This window comes from Sphingobacterium pedocola (assembly GCF_015209965.1).
In the GTDB taxonomy this organism is placed as follows: Bacteria; Bacteroidota; Bacteroidia; order Sphingobacteriales; family Sphingobacteriaceae; genus Sphingobacterium; species Sphingobacterium pedocola.
The window spans coordinates 324,430-348,089 of the sequence record NZ_MU158693.1; the positions used below are offsets into that span (position 1 = coordinate 324,430).

A 23,660-nucleotide genomic window follows, 5' to 3' on the forward strand; every position below is an offset into this window, starting at 1 on the left:
TTCGCAAACAAAAATTAAATATTTAGAATTCAACAAAATTCAAAATATAATTTCAATATTTATATCGATTCCTTCACATACAAGTTCCACAGCAAAAGAAGCGCCTGCATCGCGCTTCTTTCGATATTTATTTGTCGATTATTATTAAACTGGAATTTCTTTGTAACAGTTTCATTTTTCCCAGCTACTGCTATCCAAACTGTACCGACAGGTTTTTCAAGGGTTCCGCCGGAGGGCCCCGCAATACCACTGGTCGCTACAGCATATTCTGCACCGCTTATCCGTTGCACCCCTTTTGCCATTTCAACAACAGTCTGCTCGCTCACCGCTCCGAACTCGTCAAGCGTATTTTTATTGACACCCAGTACCTCTTGTTTGATATGATTTGCGTAAGCCACTATTCCGCAATCGAACACTTTACTGGCTCCCTTGTATTTAGTTAAATTACTCGAAATTGTACCTCCGGTGCAACTCTCTGCGAATGCAATTTTCAGATTAGCCTCACCGAAGTTTTTGATGATCGCCTCTTCGAAGGAAATATCTTCCTTAGCGACCACGTATTCCTTTAATCGTTCCGAAATGCGCTCTGCGAAGTTCTCCGTATCCGTTCGTAATAAATTCGCATCTGTTCCGGTGGCAGATAGCCGCAGCCTCACTAATCCAATTTTGGGTAAATACGCTAATTTAATGTAATGGGGTAAAGATGCTTCGATATCAGCGATTTGTTCTGCCAAAAAGGACTCCCCTAATCCGGCGGTAAGAATATGACTGTGATAAACGCGCACCTGGCTTCGCATAGCCATCAGCCTTGGCATTATATGCTTTTCCATTAAAAACTTCATTTCAAATGGAACCCCGGGTAAAAAAACAAAACAGCGACTGTCTCTTTCTACCCACATGCCAGGAGCAGTACCAACATCATTAAATAAAACTTGAGCGCATTCCAATACATCGGCTTGTGTATAATTGGATATTGGCATCTCGCCACGACCGATGCGCAGAAAGATCTGTTTGACGTGATCAAGTACCTGCTGATTTCGAACAAATGGGGATTCGAAGAATTGGGAAATTGTTTCTTTAGTGACATCATCTTTTGTGGGACCTAAACCGCCTGTTACTATTACAAAATCCGAACGTGAGGAGGCCTCTAACAGCGCTTTCGAGATATCTTCTCTTCGATCAGATATCGAAGTAATAAATCGGATAGCAATATCTGCCTGTCCGAGATACTGGGCAATCCACGCAGAATTTGTATCCACAATTTGACCCAGTAAAATTTCGTCTCCTATGGTTATGATTTCAGCGTTCATAGCGCATAGTTACCAAAAAATTATTAATAATTATAATGACTATTTCGCTTCGTCAATTTAAGATCTTGTAAGATGCTCGCTTTGGCTCGTATGGTTACATTATAACTTTGATACCGCCCAAAAGGAACCCAGCCGAAAGACATGTCCCAACAATGTAGATCACGATATATAGAAAAACGTGTTAAAGAAACTTCCTTCTGTTTAAAATCATATCCACTATTAAATTGTATCTTCCATTTCGGTGTTACATTAAAGTCGCCGTGTAGGTTCACCGTAGCAGTATAGTCGCCGACTTCTTTACGCTCCACCCCATCAAAACGACGACTATATTGGAAACTAAAGGATCCGGCTAAGTTCCAAGGAATATTGAAATCTACAAAAGCATTTGGATCCGTACTTATTCTAGCCAATGCATCAGATTGCTCTTGGGTCATGGCTGGCATATTATTCCGAAGGGAATCAATATTATCACTCCTACTTTTGGATGCATCCGGATTAAAACTATAGTCAAAAGATAAACCAAAATTAGTAAGACGGGCAAGTTTCCCATCCTCAATAGCAAACCGGTTGTAGCGTTGTCCCCGGTCATCGAGCTGATAGGGATCAAATGATCCGTTAAAATTCAAGTTTATTTTCTGGTTAAATAAAGAGGTTCTTCCAGAAAAGCTGATTGTGGAAAGTTTCAATGAATCGGCAGCGAAATTGTAATTTCCGCTAAATGTCAACCCCTGTATAATTGGGACTTTTTTAAATCCCTTACCTGTCGTATCATTCTCCGTCCTAACTTTTGCTTCAATGTTGTTATCTACCGAAAAACCGATTCCCGCAGATTGTCCCGATGACGGAGAGCCATAAATTGCCCCTTCAAAGATAGAATAATCTCGTAACCTACCGCTCTCATCTACATAAGACTTATAAAAACCATACATCGGATCGGAAAAATCGGGGCGGTAGTTGAAATTCACAGATGGCGTTACCACATGACGTATGGCTTCAACTTTGCCAATTTTGGGATACATCCCGTATATCTTGGTAGAAAGTCCACTTGAAAATGAATAGTCATACGCCCTTCTAAATCCTTGAAGCGTATCTCTTACCGTTTCGAATCCGTTAATCGTGTTTTCTGAACGATTACGAATAGACTGAAGATACCATCTCTCGGTGTAATTCATTGAGGTATTAAATTGAAAGTATTTAAACGCGTTCAAACTCAAGCTCACCGGAATACTATGTTGGAATCCATTCGTAAAACGTTTTAAGGATTCTTTTTTAAACAAAGTAGAATCTCCCGTAGAAATAGTATTTCTTCCCTGTAAACTATACCCTACTGTAATGCGTTGATACCACTTCTGCTCACCTACACGGTCTTTAGAATCGAATGGATTAAAAGTGGCCACATTTAAACTAAAAGTAGGTAATTCCAAGTCCACTTTACCGGAAGTCATATCTTGACGATGGCTGAGGCTAGACGTAAAGTTTACTTTACCATCTGCAAACACTCTACCGTAACTGATCGAAGATGACATGTTGTTGCGGGTCAGCTGATCATAGTCATACGTACTATTTGCTCCTGTATTTTGAAAATAGGAACCCGTACCAAAATTAACCGACGCCGAAAAAGAAGTCCCGGGATTGGCTTCTTGACGTTGCGTGTGATTCCATGTTACATTAAAATCTTTATTAGTACCATAGTTATCCGACCCCTCAACTCCCGTCTTAGTCCATGCATAGCGAAGATTAAAACCACCGCTATATTTGTAATTCACCATATAATTGGTACGCATAGAAGCCTCCCATGAGCCTCTGGAATAAAAGCTGCCTCTAAATTCGGTATCCCAATAATCATTAAATGTTAAATACCAGCCTAAATCCCGCAAAGCAAATCCTCTCGCCGCATCCTCACCAAAAGACGGAAATAAAAATCCAGAAGATTTTTTATCCTGCTTCGGAAAAAAACCAAACGGGATTGCGACAAACTTTATGGGGATCCCTTGCACCACTAAATAAGAAGGTCCAGCTATAATCTGTTTATCGAGCACTATACCCTTGGTTATATGAATACCAAAATGAGTGTGCGGCTCAGGAAGATCACAGGTACTATATAAACCATGGTAGATAGACATCTCATCATACATATTCTTACGAACCGCGCGTGCTTGGATAAAACCTCCATCCACCTCTGTCATTATTCCAAAGGTCTTACCTTCTTGTGTTTTATAATTATATGTTAGCGAGTCTACCGCCTTAGGTGTATCATTTGGAAATAAGGCAACAGGCCGGCCTACATACTTATCGTTGTGGTCCATTACACCGCTTGCATATAAGAGATTATTATTCCGATCCAAACGGATATAATCTGCGGAAAGTTCAAAGTCTTGATATTTTACTTTTGCCCCTTTATATAAATGTACAATGTTTTTGCTCACCTCATTCCAAGAAGAGTCATTTGCTACGATAGTCACTACAGTTTCTAACCCACTGTCGTCCTTCATGACAACAGTGTCTTTCCCCGAAGAAGTGCGCAGATGATTTTTGCTTGTATCCTGTACAATTAAACTTGTATCTTGCGCGTTGTTTTTGATGCTGTCGGGTGTTACGACTTGTCCGATGACGGAATTAGATCCTAACAACAGGAACATAAAAGAAAAGAAAATACAAGTTAACGCCTTCAAAATGAATTACGAATATTATTTTTGTGGTAAATTTAAACTGTTGTTGGCAAAATTAGTCAAAAAACAATTAGAAAAAACTAGTATTTTTCGCATGTTCCATTATTCAAATTATCGTTGTCACCCATCGTTAATGAAACTACAACGGCAAATTTGTAAAATATTATACAGATGAAGTTTATAAATAATGTTAAAAAATCAAGTTTAGTTGTCACCCTCTGCTTCATACCCCTCCTTTTTACCGCTTTTCATCCGATAAAAAGGAGTGGCTCTCCTCCAAAAATGAGCTTCACCGTAGTAATAGATCCCGGTCACGGAGGAAATAAACCGGGTGCAAGAGGCCGGCAATCGGCAGAAAAGGACATTGTTTTGGATGTATCCAAGAAACTAAAAAAAATGTTAGAAGACAGCATTCCCGATATACAGGTTATCCTGACCCGTTCTACGGATGTTGACGTGGAATTTTACAAACGGACGGATATCGCAAATAAAAACCATGCGGATCTTTTTATATCCATTCATGCTAATTCCGCTGATCGGGATATCCGAGTAAAGAATAGGCAAGGACGATACGTTAATTCAGTAAAGCGCAATCCCGGTGTCAAGGGAACCGAAACCTTGGTGTTGGGTTTCCATCGAATCAATGAACAAGATGTAGCCATCCGTGAAAATGCAGATATATTATTAGAAGACAACTATGAAGAAAATTATCATGGTTTTGACCCCAAAGACCCCTCCAGTTATATTGTATTTAAGCTGATGAAAAGACAGTTTAGGGACCAAAGCATTAAATTAGCATCACTTATGCAGCACGAATATATCAAATCTTCCCGTGGGAGTCGGGGTGTTAAAGAACAGGGGCTTGCTGTTCTAGCCAAAGCAGGGATGCCCGCGGTACTGACAGAAATCGGATTCATAAGTAGCCCCGAAGAAGAAGCTTATATGCTCTCTCAAACTGGACAACAGGAAATCGTGACTAATCTTTTTTACGCTATCAAAACGTTCAAAACCGCAAATAAAAAATAACAATCTTACTTCCTAAACTGGAAAAGCTAAATATCAATAACTTTGAAAAACTACAAGAGAATAAATATACTCCATTCAGCAAGTAAAACTGCATTACTACTAACCGTATTTATATTGATCACTGCATGGGTGCCTAGCAAGTATCATGACGCTGTTTCTCCCCGAGGCATGGAACACAAAATGAAAACCATCGTACTTGATGCCGGCCATGGCGGTCATGATCCCGGTGCAGTGGGCAGGAAATCAAAGGAAAAAGACATTGCCCTACAAGTGGTGTTAAAACTGGGCAAGCGTATAGAAGAGAGCCTGCCCGGTGTAAAAGTTATTTACACCCGGACGACAGATGTATATCCCAAACTATACGAACGTCCGGCACTAGCGAACAAACATAAAGCCGACTTATTTATTTCTGTACATTGTAATTCTGGAGGAGCCACTACCCGTAGGGTCAAGAATTCAAAAGGGAGGTACATAACAAGATCTGTATTAAACACTTCCGCGAAAGGGACGGAAACACTGGTATGTGGTTTTAACAGATTGGATCAGCAAGATGTCGCTATCCGAGAAAATGCTTCCATCCTGTCCGAAGAAAATTACCAAGACAACTATAATGGATTCGACCCCAACGACCCATCCAGTTATATCGTCTTTAAGTTAATGAAAAGACAGTTTCGAGATCAGAGCATTAAATTAGCGACGTACATGCAAAACGAATATTCAAGTGCATCACGTACTAACCGCGGCGTGAAAGAACAAGGACTTGCGGTATTAGCTACAGCGGGCATGCCGTCCGTATTAACGGAGATCGGTTTTATCAGCAATCCAAGCGAAGAAGATTTTATGATGTCATCAGCTGGCCAAAAAGAAATTGTAGAAAATCTTTTTAATGCGATTAAAACTTACAAAACATCCGTTGAAAAATAAATAATTTACTATTTTCGTGTACTGACGTATTAGAGTTCCCTAAAACATATCATTTTGAAAATATCAAACGAAACAAAAGTAGGTGCCCTGACAGCAATAGCGATTGCTATTTTATTTATTGGATACAGTTTTCTTAAAGGAAATGATGTTTTTAGCAGTGAAAACACCTATTATACCGACTACGACAATGTAGACGGACTAACCGTATCCAAACCCGTAATGGTAAATGGATATCAGATCGGTCGTGTTTCTAAAATGGATCTGGTGAAAAATGGTAAAATAAGAACTGAATTTAAAATCAACGACAATTACGATATACCGTCTAATACAGTGGCCCGTATCGTAAGCGCTGATTTATTGGGAAGCAAGGCTATTGTTTTCGATCTGGGAAATAGTAAGACTTTTGCAAAAAGTGGAGATCCCCTCCTTTCAGACGTACAAGCTAATTTGATGGAAAAGGTAGAACCACTCCAAAAGAAAATCGAAAATTTAGTTGTCAAATTGGATTCAGTATTATCAGCAGTCAACACCGCATTGGATGACGAATTTCAAAGAGACTTCAAAAGTAGCTTGAGCAGTATTTCCATCTCCTTGAATAATATGGAAAAAATCACGAATGAAGTAGAAGGGTTAATGGGCTCTGAACGGATTAGACTGGCTAAAATCATGCAAAATCTCGAGTCGATTACAGGAAATTTCAAAAACAATAACCGCAAGATCAATTCGATATTATCCAATCTGGACAATTTTTCTGACGATTTAGCGAAGACTGAAATCAAAGCTACTATCGATAATGCCAATAAGGCAATGAAAGATGTGCAGGCGATAACCGACAAGATTAATAACGGAGAAGGTTCAATTGGCCTATTGGTCAACGACGACCAACTGTACAATAATTTAAATAATGCGTCCGAAAACTTAGATCAATTAGTCGAAGATGTTAAAAATAATCCGGGCAAGTACTTAAAGATTTCAATCTTTGGTAAAAAGGATACAAAATAACAAAAAGAACCCCGATTTGAGCTCAAATCGGGGTTCTTTTTGTTCCAATATTTTTCACAGTGTTTCTTTCAACCATCCGAAAAATTCACGCTGCCATACCTGTGCATTATGACCTGAAAGAACCCAATGATTCTCTTCCGGTAGATAGACCAGTCTACTTTTGACGTCTTTTAATCTCGCAGCCTGAAAAGCTTCCAAACCTTGTCCGATCGGAACACGATAATCCTTTCCTCCCTGAAAAATTAATATTGGAGTATCCCATTTATCTACATGATTGATAGGATTGAACGCCGTATATGTTTTCTCATTTGCTTTATCCCAATATGGCCCGCCTAGATCATGGTTAGCAAAAAACAATTCTTCAGTAGTGCCGTACCAAGAAGTCATATCAAACAATCCGCAATGGGAAATAAATGATTTGAAACGTCCCTCATGTACACCTGCTAGCATAAATACCGAATAGCCTCCATAGCTCGCTCCCACTGCGCCTATGCGTTCGTTATCCACATAAGGTTCTTTTGCCAGGTCGTCAATCGCCGATAGGTAATCCCGAATAGATTGCCCGCCCCAATCCTCGCTGATATCTTCATTCCATTTCACGCCCCAACCTGGCATACCCCTGCGGTTAGGCGCAATAACAATATATCCCTGTGAAGCCATTAGTTGAAAATTCCAACGGAAAGAGTACGATTGCGTTGTTGCGGATTGAGGTCCGCCCTGACAAAATAAGAGTGTAGGATATTTCTTAGTGGGATCGAAATCAGGAGGATAAATAACCCAAGAAAACAGATCTTGTCCGTCCGACGCTTTTGAGAACCGCCCCTCCACTTTCGTAGGAGCAATTTGTGCATAAGCTTCATCGTTCACTTTAGTGATCGGATTCAATTTTTTAGATTTAAGATCATACAGATATACTTCCGTTGCTTGCGTCAGCGTAGTAGATGTAACCACTAAGCCCTCCTTTGTTTCTCCTACAATTCCTGTAATATCAAACTGTCCCTCTGATAGTTGCTGAATCTTAGGAAGCGCTCTATTTTTAAGGTTAGCCGGAATTGCGACTTCAAACAACTGCACTGTACCTTTTACGGGTGCTATAAAATAGATCTTACGATTATCTTTACTCCATGTAAACGAATTGATGGTTCCGTCCCAATGCGCGGTCAAATTCAAGTTGATATCCGCAGCAGCATCCCAAAGAACAATATCATTCTTATCTGCCTCGTATCCATCCGTTTTCATGCTCAGCCAGGCTAGCATCCCTCCATCTGTGTTATACATCGGATTGGTATCATAGCCATTCATTCCTTCAGTAAGGTTTGTCGTTCTTTTCGAATTTAGATCGTAACGATAGATATCGGTATTTGTACTTTGTGCATAATCCTTTCCGAATTTCTTTTTGCATACATATAGAACCGACTTCCCGTCAGGCGACCATGCGAAATCTTCGGCTCCTCCAAACGGAGCCTGTGGACTATAATAAGGTTCTTCCGCCAACAAGTCTATTGCTTCATTAACCTTGCCCTGATCGTAACTCGCGACAAAAGGGTGATTGAAACGGCCATCATTGAATGAATCCCAATGCCTATAGTCCAAATCGTCATAGATATACACATTCGATTTAGACAAATCAGCATATTTGTCTACACTGTGATTCTTATTTACTAGCACTGATTTACTGAAGAGGATATGCTTCCCATCAGGCGAAAACTTCACATTCTCCAACCCACCGTCAACATCCGTTAATTGCTTTGCTTCACCTCCCTTTATATTTTTACGCCACAGTTGACCTTTGTAGGAATAAATTGCATCACCATTGTCTTCTATATGTAGCAGCGATTCTCCACCAGCTTCAGAAGTAAATTGAAGAGGAGTACCGCCATTTAACGCCACAACGAAGAGATTCTTTTCCGATTTATTTTCATCAAAGTTGTAGTTTGAAACGCCATAAATCAGCTGCGTCCCATCAGGGCTTAGTCCTTCAGCGGACACCCGACCCAGCTTCCACAATCTTTCAGGGCTCATGACTTCTTTACCAAAACTTTGCATCCTATGGGTAATAAGGGATTTGTTAATTATTTTTTCTGGAGCACGTTGCGCAAAAGCTGATGCACTCAATAGCAGTGCAATTGCTAGAATAGAATTTCTTCTCATCATATTCATTTTATTGAAGCCGCAAGGTAACAAAAACTGATGGTTTTTGTTATATCATCGATACCTCCTCTGCATGATCCACAAAGCAGTTAAGTACATTTGTATGTAGCACCATTTCGTACCCATCACATTTACTTCCGATCAAATTGATACCAATTTATTCGTGTCGACACACGCATCAATACCGCGAGAATAATGAATATCCCAATAGTTCCTACAATTAAAGAGTAATCGCGTAACTGCATTAAAACAAATATAAATCCGTAAAACAAGCTCAGAATTCCGGTAAAAAGCAATGCTATTTTTAGATCTTTTATAATCGACTTAATAAAAGAAGCAATCAATCCAACGGTGGCAACAGCAGCCAAAACATAAGCGGTGTTAAAATCTAAATATTCAGAGATTGCTAACAATAATGAATAGAATAATACCATGGCCACGCCAATCAAAATATATTGGATAATATGGATACGCTGTTTTTTGATAATTTCTGTAAAGAATAAGGATGCAAAGGTAAGGATGATGACTAATATACCATATTTAGCTACACGCGTTGTCTTCTGATAGTTATTTACTTCGGGTAAAAAATTAATCTGTACCATATCCGAATCGGTTGATTTGGTAAAAGACGACGGCGTATTTCCAGATGGATTTATTTCGGGCGTTACATCATCTGGTATGGAATATCTATTTTCAGTTAAATCGATGCCTGAAAAAGAATACAAGCGACCGGGATTCCCCTCCCATTGCGCAGGAAGACTTCTGCTGAAACTTGGTATTTGCCAAGTCGCCTGAAATTGATCAGCCTCTACATTCCGATCCTCGGGTAAATATCCACCGTTAAAACTCGGGTTATTCCATTTACCTGTGACATAAATAGAAGTTTGATTCGCTATAGGGAAATAATTCAACGACTTGGAACCTCTCAAATTCATTTTTATTGAAAAAGATTGCTTTGTATCTGCGATAGAAGATAGTGGAATATTTGCTACCAAATTGCTTTCAAAGAGTTGCAACGTTTTCTCGAACGTTCCTATTTCCATTATAGTGGTATCCCAGGTTAATGTTGGAGAATTCAGCAGCCCCTTGAGATCACGGATACCAAAAACTAGCTTTGCGTCGTTCCAACGCACATTCGTAAGATCCATCCCCAGTTTTTCGTGTTCCAGTCCTGAAAAATCTCCTTCCATTTCAATCTGAGCATTGTACACAACAGATTGATAGATTCCCCTTTTCAAATATTCAGGAGTTACATTCGTCTTGATATTTACTTGATTCGGTAATAAAAATAACCAATCCTGCTGTATGCTTCTTATGACATTATCTTTTCCTTTTTCGTCCCTCTCCGTAGTTTCCCGTACATAATCATAAGGTATAGCAAGTACCGGGCTCGAAATCACTTGCTCTCTTCCCCATTTGGAAGAAATTTCTGCGGTGACATCTTGCTCTCTATATTTCCTTTCTCTAATGAGATCATCTACCAACGACATTGGTAAAAGTAGCAGTAGAATGAGAAAAAAAATAACACCCAGTTTCAAGAGGACAGAATTAAACACCCTTTCCCAAAACGGAGGTTCATTTGGAGGTAATTGCGGAGGCATGTTGTGTGATGTAGTTTCCATATTAATTTATTTTATTGTAATTAAGTTTGTTTTTAACGTCAAAGATGCGCGTAGTTCCTCAACAGAACGATGCAGAAGCACTTTAAATTCGATTTCGTGAAAAGGAGCCATGTTTCTTCCCTTTGTAAAGGCCTGCCTGTAAAACGAGAAATATTCCGGGAAAATGAATCCGCCAATAAAAATCATTGCAAACAAGTATAGACTCCATTTCCCATTGCCCAACAAGAGGTATTGCATTGCAATCTCGTCTTGAATTTTCGTGTCTGTATCAGTAAGGATATGAAATACATCGTGATTTTCTAACTTAGGCATCACATCAAAATCATTGCGCAAATAAAAATCACCTAGCGCCCTACCCAACGTGTCCTCTGGATAAGACAAGAACTCCATTTTAGTTATCCCCCACGCTTTCTTATTGATTTTAAACGTATTGGCATACACTCGTGACGACCACCCATATAGGTGTAACATAAATTTCAAACGAAAACCTCGCATATATTAATAATTTAAAAGAACTTTGAATTCCAAAGTGTATAATTAAAAAAATTATTTGTATTGTTGTTTTATTAAATTTTCTAAAGCTTTTAAGTGGTTTTCAAAAGATCGTTGTCCTTTCTCCGTCCTGCGGTACCGCGTGTTGGGTTTACGATCAACGAAACTTTTAAATACAGTTAAATACCCTTCTTTCTCCAAACTTTTCAGATTAGATGCTAGATTTCCATCGGTAACATCCAATAGATCCTTCAGGGAATTAAAATCGTATTCCTCATTTGCGACCAATACGCTCATGATCTGAAGACGTATCCTATTCTCCAATACTTTGTCATATAATGAAAAATCTAAGCTCACTATTCGTATCTTTTATAGACAATCAAACCATAAATAATATGTAACACGCCGAATCCTAGAGCCCAAAACCATAATCCGTAACCGGGAAAACAAAGTGCAAGAAGACCCAATATGATCTCAAAAATACCGAGCCATTTAACTTCTTTAAATGTGTAGGTACTTGCTGCATTTAATGCTAATCCATAGAAAATCAATAAGGAAGATGCTATTAATCCGTAGTAACCTTTGGCAAATATAATCAGTGAAAACACCCCACCCGTTATCAGCGGAACAGCAACTGCAAATAACAAAGAGCGACTCGTGGCATTCCAAATCGATTGATTTATTCGCTTGGCCTTACGCTTAGCCATCAATACACCTGTAACAATAGAAATCAATAAAACAAATAAAGCAATCAGAAGCAGTTTAACAATAATGATTTCGTCGGTGACAAAGTGATCACGATATCCAAATTGACTCTTAAAACCGTATACTATTAAGTAACCTAGTGCAGCTCCAATTAAGGCATACGTACCAATAAGTACGCCTGATAAGCCGCTAATAGAAATGAATTTGCTAGACTTTTCCATAATCGAGCGAATCTGTCCTATTTCTTTTATAATGTCCTGTTGATTCATAAAAGTACTTTGTTTTCCAAAGTAAAAGAATAATAATGACTTACGCAACAGAAATTTCATATTTTATTTTTTTTTGAAAAATAATCAAAAAAGACTTGACAGATATAGTAAACGTTTCTATCTTTGTGGCACAAAAGAAATCCTAACTGCGGAAGTGGCGTAATTGGTAGCCGCACCAGACTTAGGATCTGGCGCCGCAAGGCGTGGGGGTTCGAGTCCCTTCTTCCGCACTTGATATCCTCCCGAACATAAAGACATCGGGAGGATTTTTTATTATAATGCGAAAAATAACGCTAAGAAGAGTATGAATATTTCACATCAAAAAACCGATGACATCAACGCAAACATTATAGTTGAGTTAACGCCAGAAGATTATAACCCCGCGGTTGACAAAGCTATTAAAGATCAAGCAAAAAAAGCAAAATTACCTGGATTCCGCCCCGGATTAGTACCGACTGGTCATATTAGACGTACTTACGGTAAATCCATTTTATTTGATGAGGTTAATCGCATTATCAATAATAAAATCTCTGAATATATCGGTGAACAAAAGTTGGAGGTACTAGGCCAACCTCTTCCAAAAGAAGACGATGCTGAGGTAAATTACAACTGGGATTTTAAAGATACATTCAAATTTAACTATGAAATTGGTTTAGCTCCAGAATTTGATGTTCCTTTTACCGCAGAAACTGAATTTATCGAATACGATATCAAGGCCGACGATGCTACATTACAAGAGCGTATCAAAAATTTACGCCGTAGCTATGGCAAAATGACAAATCCTGAAGTTTCTGAAGAAGGTGACGTCTTATACGCAGCTTTGAAACAAGTGAAGGATGAAGGAATAGAAAAAACAACTTCTATCCGTACAGACATTATCGAGGATGCAAAAATCAAAAAATCACTAGTGGGTCTTAAAAAAGAAGATGTAGTGAAAATAGATGTAAAAAAAGCATTTAAGGTAGATGACTTAGCTCGTATCTTGGGTATAACAGAAGAAGAAGCGGAGAACTTAGATGTAACGAAATTTGAACTGACCGTTCAAAACATCAACCGTCTTGAGGAATCTGATTTAAATCAAGAATTCTTTGACAAACTGTTCCCGGCTGGCGAAGTTACAACAGAGGAACAATTTAACGCTAAAGTAACAGAGGAAGTAGAAAATCTATTCAAACAAAATTCAGCACAAAAGTTACGCAATGATATGTATACTTTTGGAATGGATAAAGCAGATACTAAATTTCCGGAAACGTTCTTAAAAAAATGGTTAAAAGCTACTAATCCAAATCTTTCCGAGCAAGAAATCGAAGAAGGTTTTGCAGACTTCGTTAGCAATTTAAAATGGACTATCATCGAAAATCGAGTAGTAACAGCCAATAATCTTGAGGTAAAATACGACGAAGTTGTTGATTTAGCTAAAGAGCGTATTTATTCACAGATCAAAATGTACAACATGAATGATGAGCCCACTGATGAGCAATTAAATCAGTTTGCGCTTCAATTGTTAGCAGATAGAGAACAGGCAAATCGTTTGTTCGAAGAAGTGAAGGCGCTAAAGGTGTTCGATAAGTTGAAATCCACTGTAAAAATCAAATCGAAAAAAATCGCCTACGATAAATTCGAAAAGTTAGACAAATAACCGAAATTCATTTTGGTATACCATATAAAAGCGGTTAACAGTACATTGCCCTTAAAAGTATCTAACTTTTAGGGGCATTTTTTGTATTAGGCTTTATCCTATACATAAAAGGTGGCCCTATAAAAGCCGAATTAAACCTTCGTTTTGGTATGCCTTTTACGTTTTAAAAATTAACCCTAAAACTGAATATTATAACCAATAGAGATTCGCCCAAAAGGAAATTCACGATGAAAATCGTCATATTGTGGATCGTCGAAATTACCTTGTAACGAGAAATATCCTGAACTGGCATTCAGTGAAAAGCGTTTAAAAAGCCGAAGACTCGCTTCTATCGTACCTGCATGCAGGATATAATTGGAGTCATTTCCACTAATGGTATAGAACAATCCACCGTTATAGTCCGCAATCAACAGCAGTCGGTTCAATAAACTCAATTCACCTCGATAGCGATAGCTTAAGCCCGAACCATAATTGTAATTACGACTTGCGCCATAAAGCAGGTAAGGATCTGGAACAGCAGCCAAAGCTACAGCACCAGCCCCAACACTCATATTGAGCCTGTTGTTTTTCTTATATCTAAACTCAGAGACCCAATTATAATTAATACTTTGTGCCCCATAAAAGAACGCGTCATTATTATAGAAGTCATAATGTGCATTCAAGGTTCCAAAATGACTACTTTTCCTACTTTTAAAGAATTCCGCACCGTACAGCAATGCATGGACATTCACCGCGTTAATAAATGTGCTATCTCCATCCCCTACTTCAAAGTTGACATAGAATTGATCAAAAGGTCTTTTATAATTATGGGCTCCATTACTGTATTTAAAACGTAACCGGGCATAAAACGTATTCTTTCCCTCAGTTAGGAAATCCCCTTCGCGGGCATCGTATCGTCTTATGCCAGCGTCTACTTCGGCACTGATAACAGATGAGTCGACTGAATTATAATCATCTACTTTTCCCCATTTACCATCTAGCAGTCGATTAAGACCGTTGACAGGGTTTACGATAAAAGCGACGATTTCATTGCCGATCCGATTTCCATATTTTCCCCGTGCTAAAATATTCCGAGAAACCCGGTGCGTCATTTCTCCCAGAATTACTCCACCGAAAGCTGTATTTACGAGATCATTTATGGAAGGGTGTTGCGTTTCACCCGCTGTTTCCCAAATATAAGATCCCATTAAAGTCGCTACAGTTGATTGGTAAAAGTTATAACCATTACTTCGAAAAGCATTAAAATACAACTGTCCGTGATAGGGGTGGTCGATTTGATTGGTTGTGAACTGATTATCATCCCAGTCCCAGGCACTGATACGTTGATGGTCAATAAAATTTTGGAACGAAATATAAGAATATGGGTCGCGCGTAATAAATCTATTAAATGATGCCGGCACTGCCTGAGCTAAAAACCACTCCGCACCAGCTCGCCAAAAATGCTTCGGTCGAATAGGGTCTATATTTTTAGTAAATGTGTCCTGAATAGAATAATTGACGGGTATATCACTAAGTATCTTTACTTGGGCCATTGACATAGAATCCGCAGGCTGCTGCGCAACAGCAACAGATTGGCTGCAAAAAAATATAAATAACAACAATTTACCCACAATAGAAATGACTTTAAGAGGCAAAAATAATATTTTACTGTAGCTTCTTCGTACTAAACCTCAAAACATATAATAAAATGGCAGTCATAATTTACCAGGGGTATAGTGTATGCAGTGACTACAAAGCTATGCATCTTTCTAATTAAGAAATCGCTTACTGCAAGACGCCGAAAAAGCCTCATCTTTTTGATAAGGTTTAAAATAAATGACCGAGTATTAGTTGATTTTTACTCGGTCATTTTTATGTTGATTATTTCTAGTTGTTTTACTTTTTTGTGGCTTTAACAAGGTTATAGGCCCTACTTTTTATTCTTCCATTGTAGTGAAAATATTCGAATGCACACCTCCAAAAATTTGGCAAAATCTAAAGATTTCGCAAACGCAGTAAAGCCTCAATGTAATAATAATCTGCATAAATAAGTGGAACATCAACTTCAATGCCCCCCGGTTTATGTCCGACGGAATGCTTTAGCAAGAAATCACCTGCTTCTCCGAAATCAGTTCTGTAAGGTTTTTTGCTCAAATTGATAAGCATCTCACGCGCTTCGGCAACGTAATGATCTGCCGTTTCCTTATCCACATAACCTTGCAATTCTAATAACCCGCTGCTAAAAATAGCTGCAGCGGAAACATCACGCTCTTCATTTGGAATTTCGGGCGCATCGAAATCCCAATAAGGAATCTTGTCTTCCGGAAGATTTGGATGATTGAGGTAAAAGTCGGCAATTGACATGGCCTGCTTCAAGTATTTTTCCTCACCAGTTTCACGAAACATCACGACATATCCGTATAATGCCCATGCCTGACCTCTCGCCCAAGCAGAGTTATCGCTGTACCCTTGATGCGTTACTTGTGCTAATGCCTTGCCCGACTCGTCATAACAAACCACATGGTAACTACTATAATCCGGTCTAAAATGGTTTGCCATGGTAACGTCTGCATGTTCGACCGATAGTTTATAATACGAACTGTCTCCCGAATGAGCTGTAGCCCAAAACAGGAAGTCCAAATTCATCATATTGTCGATGATGACCGGAAAATCGTAGTCACGAAACGAATCCCACGATTTGATCACCCCTCGATTAGCGTCAAAACGTGTCGACAACGACTTTGCCCCCTGCATGAGGATCGGTAGATAGGTCGAATCGTTTGTTAGACGAAAACCATTACCAAATGGACAGAATACCATGAACCCGAGATCGTGCGTAGTGGTGTTATATTGTTCCTTGGCTACTGCCATGGACCAGAGATGGGCTGCTTCTTTCCACTTCTGATCTTGACTGTATTCGTACATGTACCACAGCGTCCCTGCAAAAAAACCACTACCCCACCATTCCGAAGGTTTATCGTGATAAGTTCCATCTTGATGTAAAGAATGAGGTATCTGCGTGGTATCGCGATGAGTCGTTAGCATGATCTCATACTGTTTCATAGCCTTCGCTAGTTCTTTATCCACGTCAAGGGTTTGAGGCTCCCTGTTACAACTACTAATCAGGGCAACAATCCCAAGTAGAACAATCGAAATACGATTCATTTGCATAATCATTTTTTATATTTTAACGTTAAATTTTCTTAAATATAACGAGGCTGTATCAAAAAAGGACTTTTTACGTCATCCCGACCGGAACGAAGTGTAGCGGAGGGATCTAAATATTTGTAATTCGAAACTATAGATTCCTCTATTCCGCTACGCTTCAATCGGAATGACGGATTTTACGACTTATGAGACATCCTCGTTATCAATTTAGGGGATGGCAATTCCACCCGTAATCAGCTCATTGTTGCCATCAAAGACAAAAAGATACTGTTGAGAGATCGTGCCCTGCCCTTTTGTTTTTACGATCACCTTAATTTGGGAATCGGTCCAAGAAGTGGAAGGCATAATGCTCAGTTCGGTACAGTTTGCATACACAGGCGCATCACCGACTTCTACCCGTGCGGGAGCGTTCGGCCCAGTAGCTAAATAGACATCATCGTAGACACCGCCTGGATTTACCAGACTGTTTCCAAACCATCCGGGAACATTCAGTTGGTTCCATTGATAGGAAGTCGAGCCCGATGCCTCCCCATTAAATACCGGCTTAATGTGCTCCCGTGTAAAGATAGGCATTGTCTTGGCACTTAACCATTGAATCCAGGTATAACCTTGTGTTTGCGGAGCTGCTGGGTCTGCCCGTAACCAGGTAGTTATCCGATTAAATCCGTCCATATCAAAGAGGTCGTCTAGGCTGGCTACCCATCCGATTTTATCCGTATTTCCTGAAACTTGAAGGGCCTGAGCCTGACCATTGGTAGGAATACAAAGGTCTGCCCTCCCATCATTATCCTTAAAGCCATTATCGGTATCCATCAGCCACGTCATCTTCCAGTGGCTTGCTGTCCCCCATTGATCTCTAGAGGGGGCGCCCGGAAAATTTTTCCCAGGAGGAACAGTTAACTGGTATGAAAGAAAAACCTCCTGGGTATCATCAAAACGAACCTTCAGTTCTGTACGTTTCCCGCCATACTGACCCGTAGTTGCCAACTCATCCTGCATGGAATAAGAAGTATTGCCAGAATAGGCGTAGTCATAGTATCGGGCCACATAGTTTGTAGATTTCGTAGTCCAAGCACCGATCAAGGGTGAATTCAGAGGTATCGGATCGTTGTGATTTCCCCCTTCAAAATCATCGTAGATAATAACATTCGGTCCAGAACCGAATCCACTTCCTGAAATAGTGAGCTCCTCTCCTTGGTTTACGCTACCCACGACCTGCACATCGCCATCGACAAGAAAATCACCCGATGCATCAATGACAACCGAGAGGACTTCCTTCGTCGTCTGAAGATCATCATCCGTGACTTCCAACTGCAGGGATATTGTCTTATCCGCATAGGGAGCATTAATCACCAATTGGCCGGTATATTTTTCCAATCCGACAGCGTCAACAACCTGTTGCTGCACATCATCCACAGATTGAACAACCTGTTTAATCTTGGACGATGTGGTAATGGTATAGTCAACCGTGATCGGGGTCTCTTTCAGCAATGAGCACTGAATAACATGGTCTGTTATGGTATGCCCTGGGGCGACAACAACGATGGAGGGCATATCGCCTTTTTTATCGAGAATGTTGTCCTTTTCTTTACAGCCCACAAGAGCTACCAGCAGAAAGCTGGCTATTGTACTTATTGTCATTAATTTTTTCATATCTATTACAAATTTAAAGTTTAAGTCTCACTCCTTTTAAAAAGTGGATAATAACGAGGCTGTATCAAAAAGAACTTTTTTACGTCATCGCGACCGGAACGAAGTGTAGTGGAGGGACCTAAATATCTGTAATTCAAAACTATAGATTCCTCTATTCCGCTACGCTTCAATCGGAATGACGGATTTTATGACTTATGATACAGCCTCCTTTTCTTTTAGGGAATAGCAATCCCCTCCTCAATCAGTGCATTATTACCATCAAATATAAAAAGGTACTGCTGGGAGATCGTCTCTTGTCCTTTTGCCTTGACGATTACCTTAATTTGCGAATCGGTCCACGAAGTGGAAGGCATAATGCTTAAGGCCGTGCAGTTTGTATATACAGGCGCATCCCCGACCTCTACCCGTGCGGGAGCATCCGGTCCCGTAGCTAAGTAAACATCATCGTAAACCCCACCCGGATTCACGAGACTGTTCCCAAACCAACCTGGTACATTCAATTGGTTCCATTTTTCTGAGGCGGGGCCTCCATTAAAAACAGCTTTATGATGTTCACGTGTCCAAGGTGTCACCGTCTTGGCACTCAGCCATTGCGCCCACGTGTAACCTTGCGTTTGAAAATTGACCGGATCCGCTCTGAGCCATGCAGTCATTCTATTGAATCCATCCATATCAAAGAGGTCGTCCAAGCTTGCAAGCCACCCGATATTATCTGTGTTTCCCCCAATCTGAAGTGCTTTAGCTTGGCCGTTGGTAGGTATGCACAAATCAGCCTTTTCATCCTGGAAGCCATTGTTCCCATCCATCAGCCACGTCAGCTTCCAATGACTCGCTGATCCCCATTGATCCCTAGAAGGAGCCCCCGGAAAGTTTTTCCCAGGAGGTACAGTAACTTGATAGGAAAGGAAAACTTCCTGTGTATCGTCAAAACGCACATTCAACGCTGTGCGTTTTCCACCGTATAGACCTGCCGTTGCCAACTCATCCTGCATGGAGTACGAAGTATTGCCGGAATAGGCATAATCATAGTATCGGGCGACATAGTTTGTAGATTTTTCACTCCAAGCACCGATCAAAGGCGAAGTCAACGGGATAGGATCATTGTGCGCCCCCCCTTCAAAATCATCATAGATGATAACATTCGGTCCGGAACCAAATCCACTTCCTGAAATAATGAGCTCCTCCCCCTGATTTACGCTACCTACAACCTGCACATCACCATTGATCACAAATTCACCGGATGCAGTGACAACAATAGAAAGGACTTCTTTGGTCGTTTGAAGATCCAAATCGGTCGCTTCCAATTGTACATATATTATTTTATCCGCATAAGGCGCATTGACCACCAATTGCCCAGTGTATTCTTTCAGCCCAACAGCAGCAGCAACCTGTTGCTGCACACCATCCAAGGACTGAACAAATTGTTTGATCTTCGATGAGGTTGTCACGGTATAATCGATCGTGATCGGGGTCTCTTTCATCACCGGAAAATTAATCACACCGTCAGCTATCGTCTGCCCTTGCGAAGTAACAGCGATGGAGGGGATATCGCCTTTTTTATCGAGAATGTCGACCTTTTCTTTACAGCCCACAAAAGCGATCAGTAAAAAGCTGGTTATTGTTATTACACCTATTATCTTGAAATTTTTCATACCTATGATGATTTTATGGGTTAAGACTCACTCCTTTCAAAAAGTTGAGATCAGCATCAAAAAGCAAGATACTGGAAGCCTCAAAAGAGATCTCTCCTTGGCTCCACATCTTTAAAGTAATCGTGTTGGTCACGTCGTCGCTACTGACATATCGCAAAGGGACAGCTATAGAGGTAGTCTCCGGCGTTGTTCCGTCTGCTAAAAATAGCAGCACACCACCGCGCTGTACATACATGTCAGTCCGTAGGATCTCGATGTCAGCTGCTTTGGATGCGTCATCGTTATTGCCTATATAATCTTGCCATAACACCCACCTCGAGCGTTCCGGAAATGCCGACTTCACCACGTCATTCTGCACCTGATTGCTAGAGTTCTTTGGGATGTGTATTACCATAGAAGGACGATCGTCATCCAGCAGGAAAGTTTTTGCTAAGCCGTCCTCCAGATCGGGCGTATTCTGCTTCCACAACCAACCAAAACGGTGGACAAGCCCTTGATGCCGAGGCGTAGGGGTACTCGTACTTTTAGCACCATCGCCTCTATATGATTGCATTCTAGGGCCCGTCCCCCCTGTTGTTGTCTCGGTGATATAGGCCGAATTCGAACTACTTCCATTGAGATTTGAAGCAGCACGAATACGATCTTGCTTCCACTGATACGTAGCCCCGGGATTTATGCCAGCTAAACAACGGGATACCGAATACATAAACGTGGACTCTCCCGGTCCTATAATAGAGCCGGTATCCCAGTTGATGGAACCAGCCCCTGATGGATTGGCTGCTCCACCTGGCTTTAATACACTTCGTGCCCAACGATATCCTTGTTCATCGATGTGAACAAAACGCAAATTATTACCCTCAATCACCCATTGCTCACTACCCGAAACAATCGTAGTAGGAAACGCAGTACCCTCGCTTTCCTCGTACAACCAGCCTTCGCCAAACCCCAACCAGATGGATTTGTCAGGTGGCGTCAGCGTATGCGTGTTACTGGTAAGTACGATCAATTTCTGATCGCCTAAGCCAGCTGGCGCATTCCAAGAAAGCTCAGCAGTACCTCCGGATACAGAAGTCTCTTCTACGACAATTGTCCTTTTCTTAACAACTATTGAAAACGATTTCGTCTCCACACGGTTACCTGCATCCATCACCTCAAGCTTTACGGAGATAGTATTATCTTCTGCAGGGATATCGACTTTCAATTGACCTTGATATTTATCCAGTCCCTTTCCTTCTACAAGGGTTGTTTCATGGCTATCTATGACTTGTGTGAGCTGTTGAATCTTCGCCTTAGCTGTAATCGCATAATCGAAGACCAGGGTCGAATCTGCTAGAACAGACAGATGAACAGCGTCGTTAGCAAAAGTGAACCCCGAGGCAGTGATATCGATGACGGGTGCCTCTGGCTCCATCCCGTTCTTCTTATCCTTACAACCTACACTACTTATTAGTAGTGCGAGCGCAATAATTACATTCATTAGTTTTTTCATGTTATCATAATTATGGTTCTAACTCATGTTATAGTTTCACTCCCATCGTCGGAAAGCTGATCAGCGTACATTTTATCCCTTGCTCTATCCAATCGTCTTGCAGTCTGTGCCTTCTGTATCTATAGTAGCCTTTTCAAGTTACGAGCAGAGCGACCATCATTGAGTGAAATGTTGCATTTATATTTTAATTAATAGCGACTGCAGCTGTTTCATTGATGTCATCCGAATAGATAAGGTAGATCTTCTCCGAGGCAGGATCAAGAGTGCCTAGTCTCACTTTTATGTTCACACGTTTATCCTCCCATAGTATTGGTCGTTGCAATTCCACTTTGGTCGCAGCTTCTATGGTGGGAGCATTAGCGAGGTAGAATCGCTTTATCGAATGATCCATATAAATATCACTAATATGGGTTTCTTGGGTAATCTGTGTCCGTGCATCGTTGCCATTGAATCCGATCATTCCAATATTAACTTTCTGACCATGTGGCAGTATCAACCGCGAAGCGTCTGCATCGTGTATTATTTTTCCATCCACTTTTGCCGTTAAGCGATCAGGCGTTAATAATAGCTCCATAAAGGCCCAACGCTCTACCATTTGCGTGCTGGTGGTCCCCCAATAGCTACCATCATATTCTTCGACGCCATCAGGATGTGTCATCAGACTCTGGGTCCAGGAAATACGTACGACAGGGTCATTCCCCACGTTGCTCCACACCCGTATCCATTTGTTAGATCCTTCGTTTCGGAACGTGCTCTCCCCGCCTTTGGTATTGGTCGTGAACGTAGCACTAGATGTTTCTCCAGTGACCACCACGTTGTTTCCAAAACCCGTAGAACCTATTTCCGGCGCCTTCGGATTACGAATCATTTCAAAAGATATTCCTTGATCGCTTATTCCTGTGATGCGTCCTGATATTCCGTTTCCGGTAACTGTCTCCCCATAACGTTCTCCGGGTTTAGGACCGATAAAACTCGACGATCCATTCAATTCAACCCCGTTAATGTCCCGTATGTATCGGTTATACAATCGTGCATCATATTTAGATTTGACATACCACCCGACATATATTGTTTTATTACCCTCTGTAGGATAGGGACTTTCTAATGCTGCAGAAGGCTGATGGAACGTATTCGACGCCCCGGGCATATAAAACACTGGTCTGCCGGCCACCCTTAAATGTGCTTGTGTTTCGAAATAAGAAGCCCCACTTCCACCACGTCCAGTATATACCTCATCCTTATTATCTTTGACAATATCGATCACTTGTCCCTGTACGTGATTCTCCCGAACCATATTGCGTACGCCATTTTCATAGACCACATCTACCTCATCCAACAATACGGGAGCGGCCTGTAATTTTGGACCAAACGTAAATCCGCCACTTCCATCACTGGTCACTGTCATTTCCGCATCTTGATGAAGATTTTCAAAGGAAAATGCAAAGGAAGATGTCCCACCTTCTGTTCGATTTACCGATTTTTCCACTAAAATTGAAAATTCTTGGGTACTCACTTGATCATGAGCATCTGTCGCCTGCAATTTCACAGCGATCGTTTTCTTTTCCCATGGAATATCTACGATCATCTGGCCTGCATAACCTTCCGCCCCAACAGCATTGTCGATCTTCTGCTGGATACCATCGACGGACTGAACCAACTGCTTAATCGTCGATGATGTTGTCACCGAATAATCGATCGCTATGGTTGTTTCCTTAGAAACTGGAAAATGTATGATCCCCTCTGATAGCGTATGTCCTGGTACCGCAACAGCGATAGCGGGCATTTCGCCCTTTTTATCGTCAATAGACTCCTTTTTTTTACAGCTGACTACAACGAACAGTAAGCAGGTGGCTATGGTAAATAATGTTTTGAAATTTTTCATTTCACAGTTTGTTATTGGATATATTTCG

General features: G+C 40.7%; 17 protein-coding genes and 1 tRNA gene. 5 read left to right on the plus strand and 13 right to left on the minus strand.

Annotation, left to right across the window (positions count from 1 at the left end; all coding sequences use genetic code 11):
- Nucleotides 1-59: 59 nt before the first annotated feature.
- Together C4F40_RS20935 and C4F40_RS20940 are read right to left on the minus strand one after the other, a co-directional pair.
- Complete coding sequence (locus C4F40_RS20935; RefSeq protein ID WP_196941370.1) at nucleotides 60-1,310, minus strand: competence/damage-inducible protein A; 1,251 nt, start codon at nucleotides 1,308-1,310, stop codon at nucleotides 60-62.
- Nucleotides 1,311-1,333: 23 nt separating this feature from the next.
- Nucleotides 1,334-3,949 carry a putative LPS assembly protein LptD gene (locus C4F40_RS20940; RefSeq protein ID WP_196941371.1) on the minus strand — a complete coding sequence of 872 codons (2,616 nt, stop codon included), beginning with the start codon at nucleotides 3,947-3,949 and terminating at the stop codon, nucleotides 1,334-1,336.
- 201 nt (nucleotides 3,950-4,150) lie between these two features.
- On the opposite strand from C4F40_RS20940, the gene C4F40_RS20945 reads away from it, so the two are divergent.
- Genes C4F40_RS20945 through C4F40_RS20955 form a run of 3 tightly spaced genes read left to right on the plus strand, consistent with a single transcriptional unit; the run spans nucleotide 4,151 to nucleotide 6,931 of the window.
- Complete coding sequence (locus C4F40_RS20945; RefSeq protein WP_196941372.1) at nucleotides 4,151-5,005, plus strand: N-acetylmuramoyl-L-alanine amidase family protein; 855 nt, start codon at nucleotides 4,151-4,153, stop codon at nucleotides 5,003-5,005.
- A 42-nt stretch (nucleotides 5,006-5,047) separates the two neighbouring features.
- Nucleotides 5,048-5,929, plus strand: coding sequence for an N-acetylmuramoyl-L-alanine amidase family protein (locus C4F40_RS20950; protein WP_231390164.1), 882 nt, complete (start codon nucleotides 5,048-5,050; stop codon nucleotides 5,927-5,929).
- A 54-nt stretch (nucleotides 5,930-5,983) separates the two neighbouring features.
- The gene (locus tag C4F40_RS20955) at nucleotides 5,984-6,931 is read left to right on the plus strand and encodes an MlaD family protein (protein ID WP_196941373.1); all 948 of its coding nucleotides are present in this window, start codon (nucleotides 5,984-5,986) and stop codon (nucleotides 6,929-6,931) included.
- 54 nt (nucleotides 6,932-6,985) lie between these two features.
- On the opposite strand, the gene C4F40_RS20960 is transcribed toward C4F40_RS20955, so the two are convergent.
- From C4F40_RS20960 to C4F40_RS20980, 5 genes are all read right to left on the minus strand, one after another.
- A complete protein-coding gene (locus C4F40_RS20960) occupies nucleotides 6,986-9,085 on the minus strand; it encodes a S9 family peptidase (protein WP_231390165.1) in 2,100 nt (699 codons plus the stop codon).
- Nucleotides 9,086-9,213: 128 nt separating this feature from the next.
- The gene (gene creD, locus C4F40_RS20965; protein ID WP_231390166.1) at nucleotides 9,214-10,704 is read right to left on the minus strand and encodes a cell envelope integrity protein CreD; all 1,491 of its coding nucleotides are present in this window, start codon (nucleotides 10,702-10,704) and stop codon (nucleotides 9,214-9,216) included.
- A gap of 6 nt (nucleotides 10,705-10,710) precedes the next feature.
- Nucleotides 10,711-11,175 (minus strand): Coq4 family protein, encoded by a 465-nt coding sequence (locus C4F40_RS20970; RefSeq protein WP_196941374.1) that lies wholly within the window; start codon nucleotides 11,173-11,175, stop codon nucleotides 10,711-10,713.
- A 75-nt stretch (nucleotides 11,176-11,250) separates the two neighbouring features.
- Nucleotides 11,251-11,553, minus strand: coding sequence for a winged helix-turn-helix domain-containing protein (locus tag C4F40_RS20975; RefSeq protein WP_140939102.1), 303 nt, complete (start codon nucleotides 11,551-11,553; stop codon nucleotides 11,251-11,253).
- Nucleotides 11,553-12,230, minus strand: a complete 678-nt coding sequence (locus tag C4F40_RS20980; protein ID WP_231390167.1) for a hypothetical protein — start codon at nucleotides 12,228-12,230, stop codon at nucleotides 11,553-11,555. Before C4F40_RS20980 ends, C4F40_RS20975 begins: the two co-directional genes overlap by 1 nt.
- A gap of 88 nt (nucleotides 12,231-12,318) precedes the next feature.
- Here C4F40_RS20980 and C4F40_RS20985 point away from each other — a divergent pair.
- Both C4F40_RS20985 and C4F40_RS20990 read left to right on the plus strand, forming a co-directional pair.
- A tRNA-Leu gene (locus C4F40_RS20985) sits at nucleotides 12,319-12,400 on the plus strand.
- Between the two features lie 74 nt (nucleotides 12,401-12,474).
- Complete coding sequence (locus C4F40_RS20990) at nucleotides 12,475-13,809, plus strand: trigger factor (protein ID WP_196941375.1); 1,335 nt, start codon at nucleotides 12,475-12,477, stop codon at nucleotides 13,807-13,809.
- 176 nt (nucleotides 13,810-13,985) lie between these two features.
- Here the strand turns inward: C4F40_RS20990 and C4F40_RS20995 are convergent, their stop codons facing one another.
- The 6 genes from C4F40_RS20995 to C4F40_RS21020 all read right to left on the minus strand — a co-directional run bounded on the left by C4F40_RS20995 (nucleotide 13,986) and on the right by C4F40_RS21020 (nucleotide 23,632).
- Nucleotides 13,986-15,443 (minus strand): DUF3943 domain-containing protein, encoded by a 1,458-nt coding sequence (locus C4F40_RS20995; protein WP_196941376.1) that lies wholly within the window; start codon nucleotides 15,441-15,443, stop codon nucleotides 13,986-13,988.
- Between the two features lie 340 nt (nucleotides 15,444-15,783).
- Nucleotides 15,784-16,959, minus strand: coding sequence for a glycoside hydrolase family 88 protein (locus tag C4F40_RS21000; protein ID WP_196941377.1), 1,176 nt, complete (start codon nucleotides 16,957-16,959; stop codon nucleotides 15,784-15,786).
- 204 nt (nucleotides 16,960-17,163) lie between these two features.
- On the minus strand, nucleotides 17,164-18,609 hold the full coding sequence (locus C4F40_RS21005; protein WP_196941378.1) for a hypothetical protein: 1,446 nt from the start codon (nucleotides 18,607-18,609) through the stop codon (nucleotides 17,164-17,166).
- 215 nt (nucleotides 18,610-18,824) lie between these two features.
- Nucleotides 18,825-20,261: a hypothetical protein gene (locus tag C4F40_RS21010; protein ID WP_196941379.1), complete on the minus strand. Its 1,437-nt coding sequence runs from the start codon at nucleotides 20,259-20,261 to the stop codon at nucleotides 18,825-18,827.
- A gap of 13 nt (nucleotides 20,262-20,274) precedes the next feature.
- Entirely contained in the window at nucleotides 20,275-21,750 is a 1,476-nt protein-coding gene (locus tag C4F40_RS21015; protein WP_196941380.1) for a hypothetical protein, read from the minus strand.
- 184 nt (nucleotides 21,751-21,934) lie between these two features.
- Nucleotides 21,935-23,632 (minus strand): hypothetical protein, encoded by a 1,698-nt coding sequence (locus C4F40_RS21020; protein ID WP_196941381.1) that lies wholly within the window; start codon nucleotides 23,630-23,632, stop codon nucleotides 21,935-21,937.
- Nucleotides 23,633-23,660 lie beyond the last annotated feature (28 nt).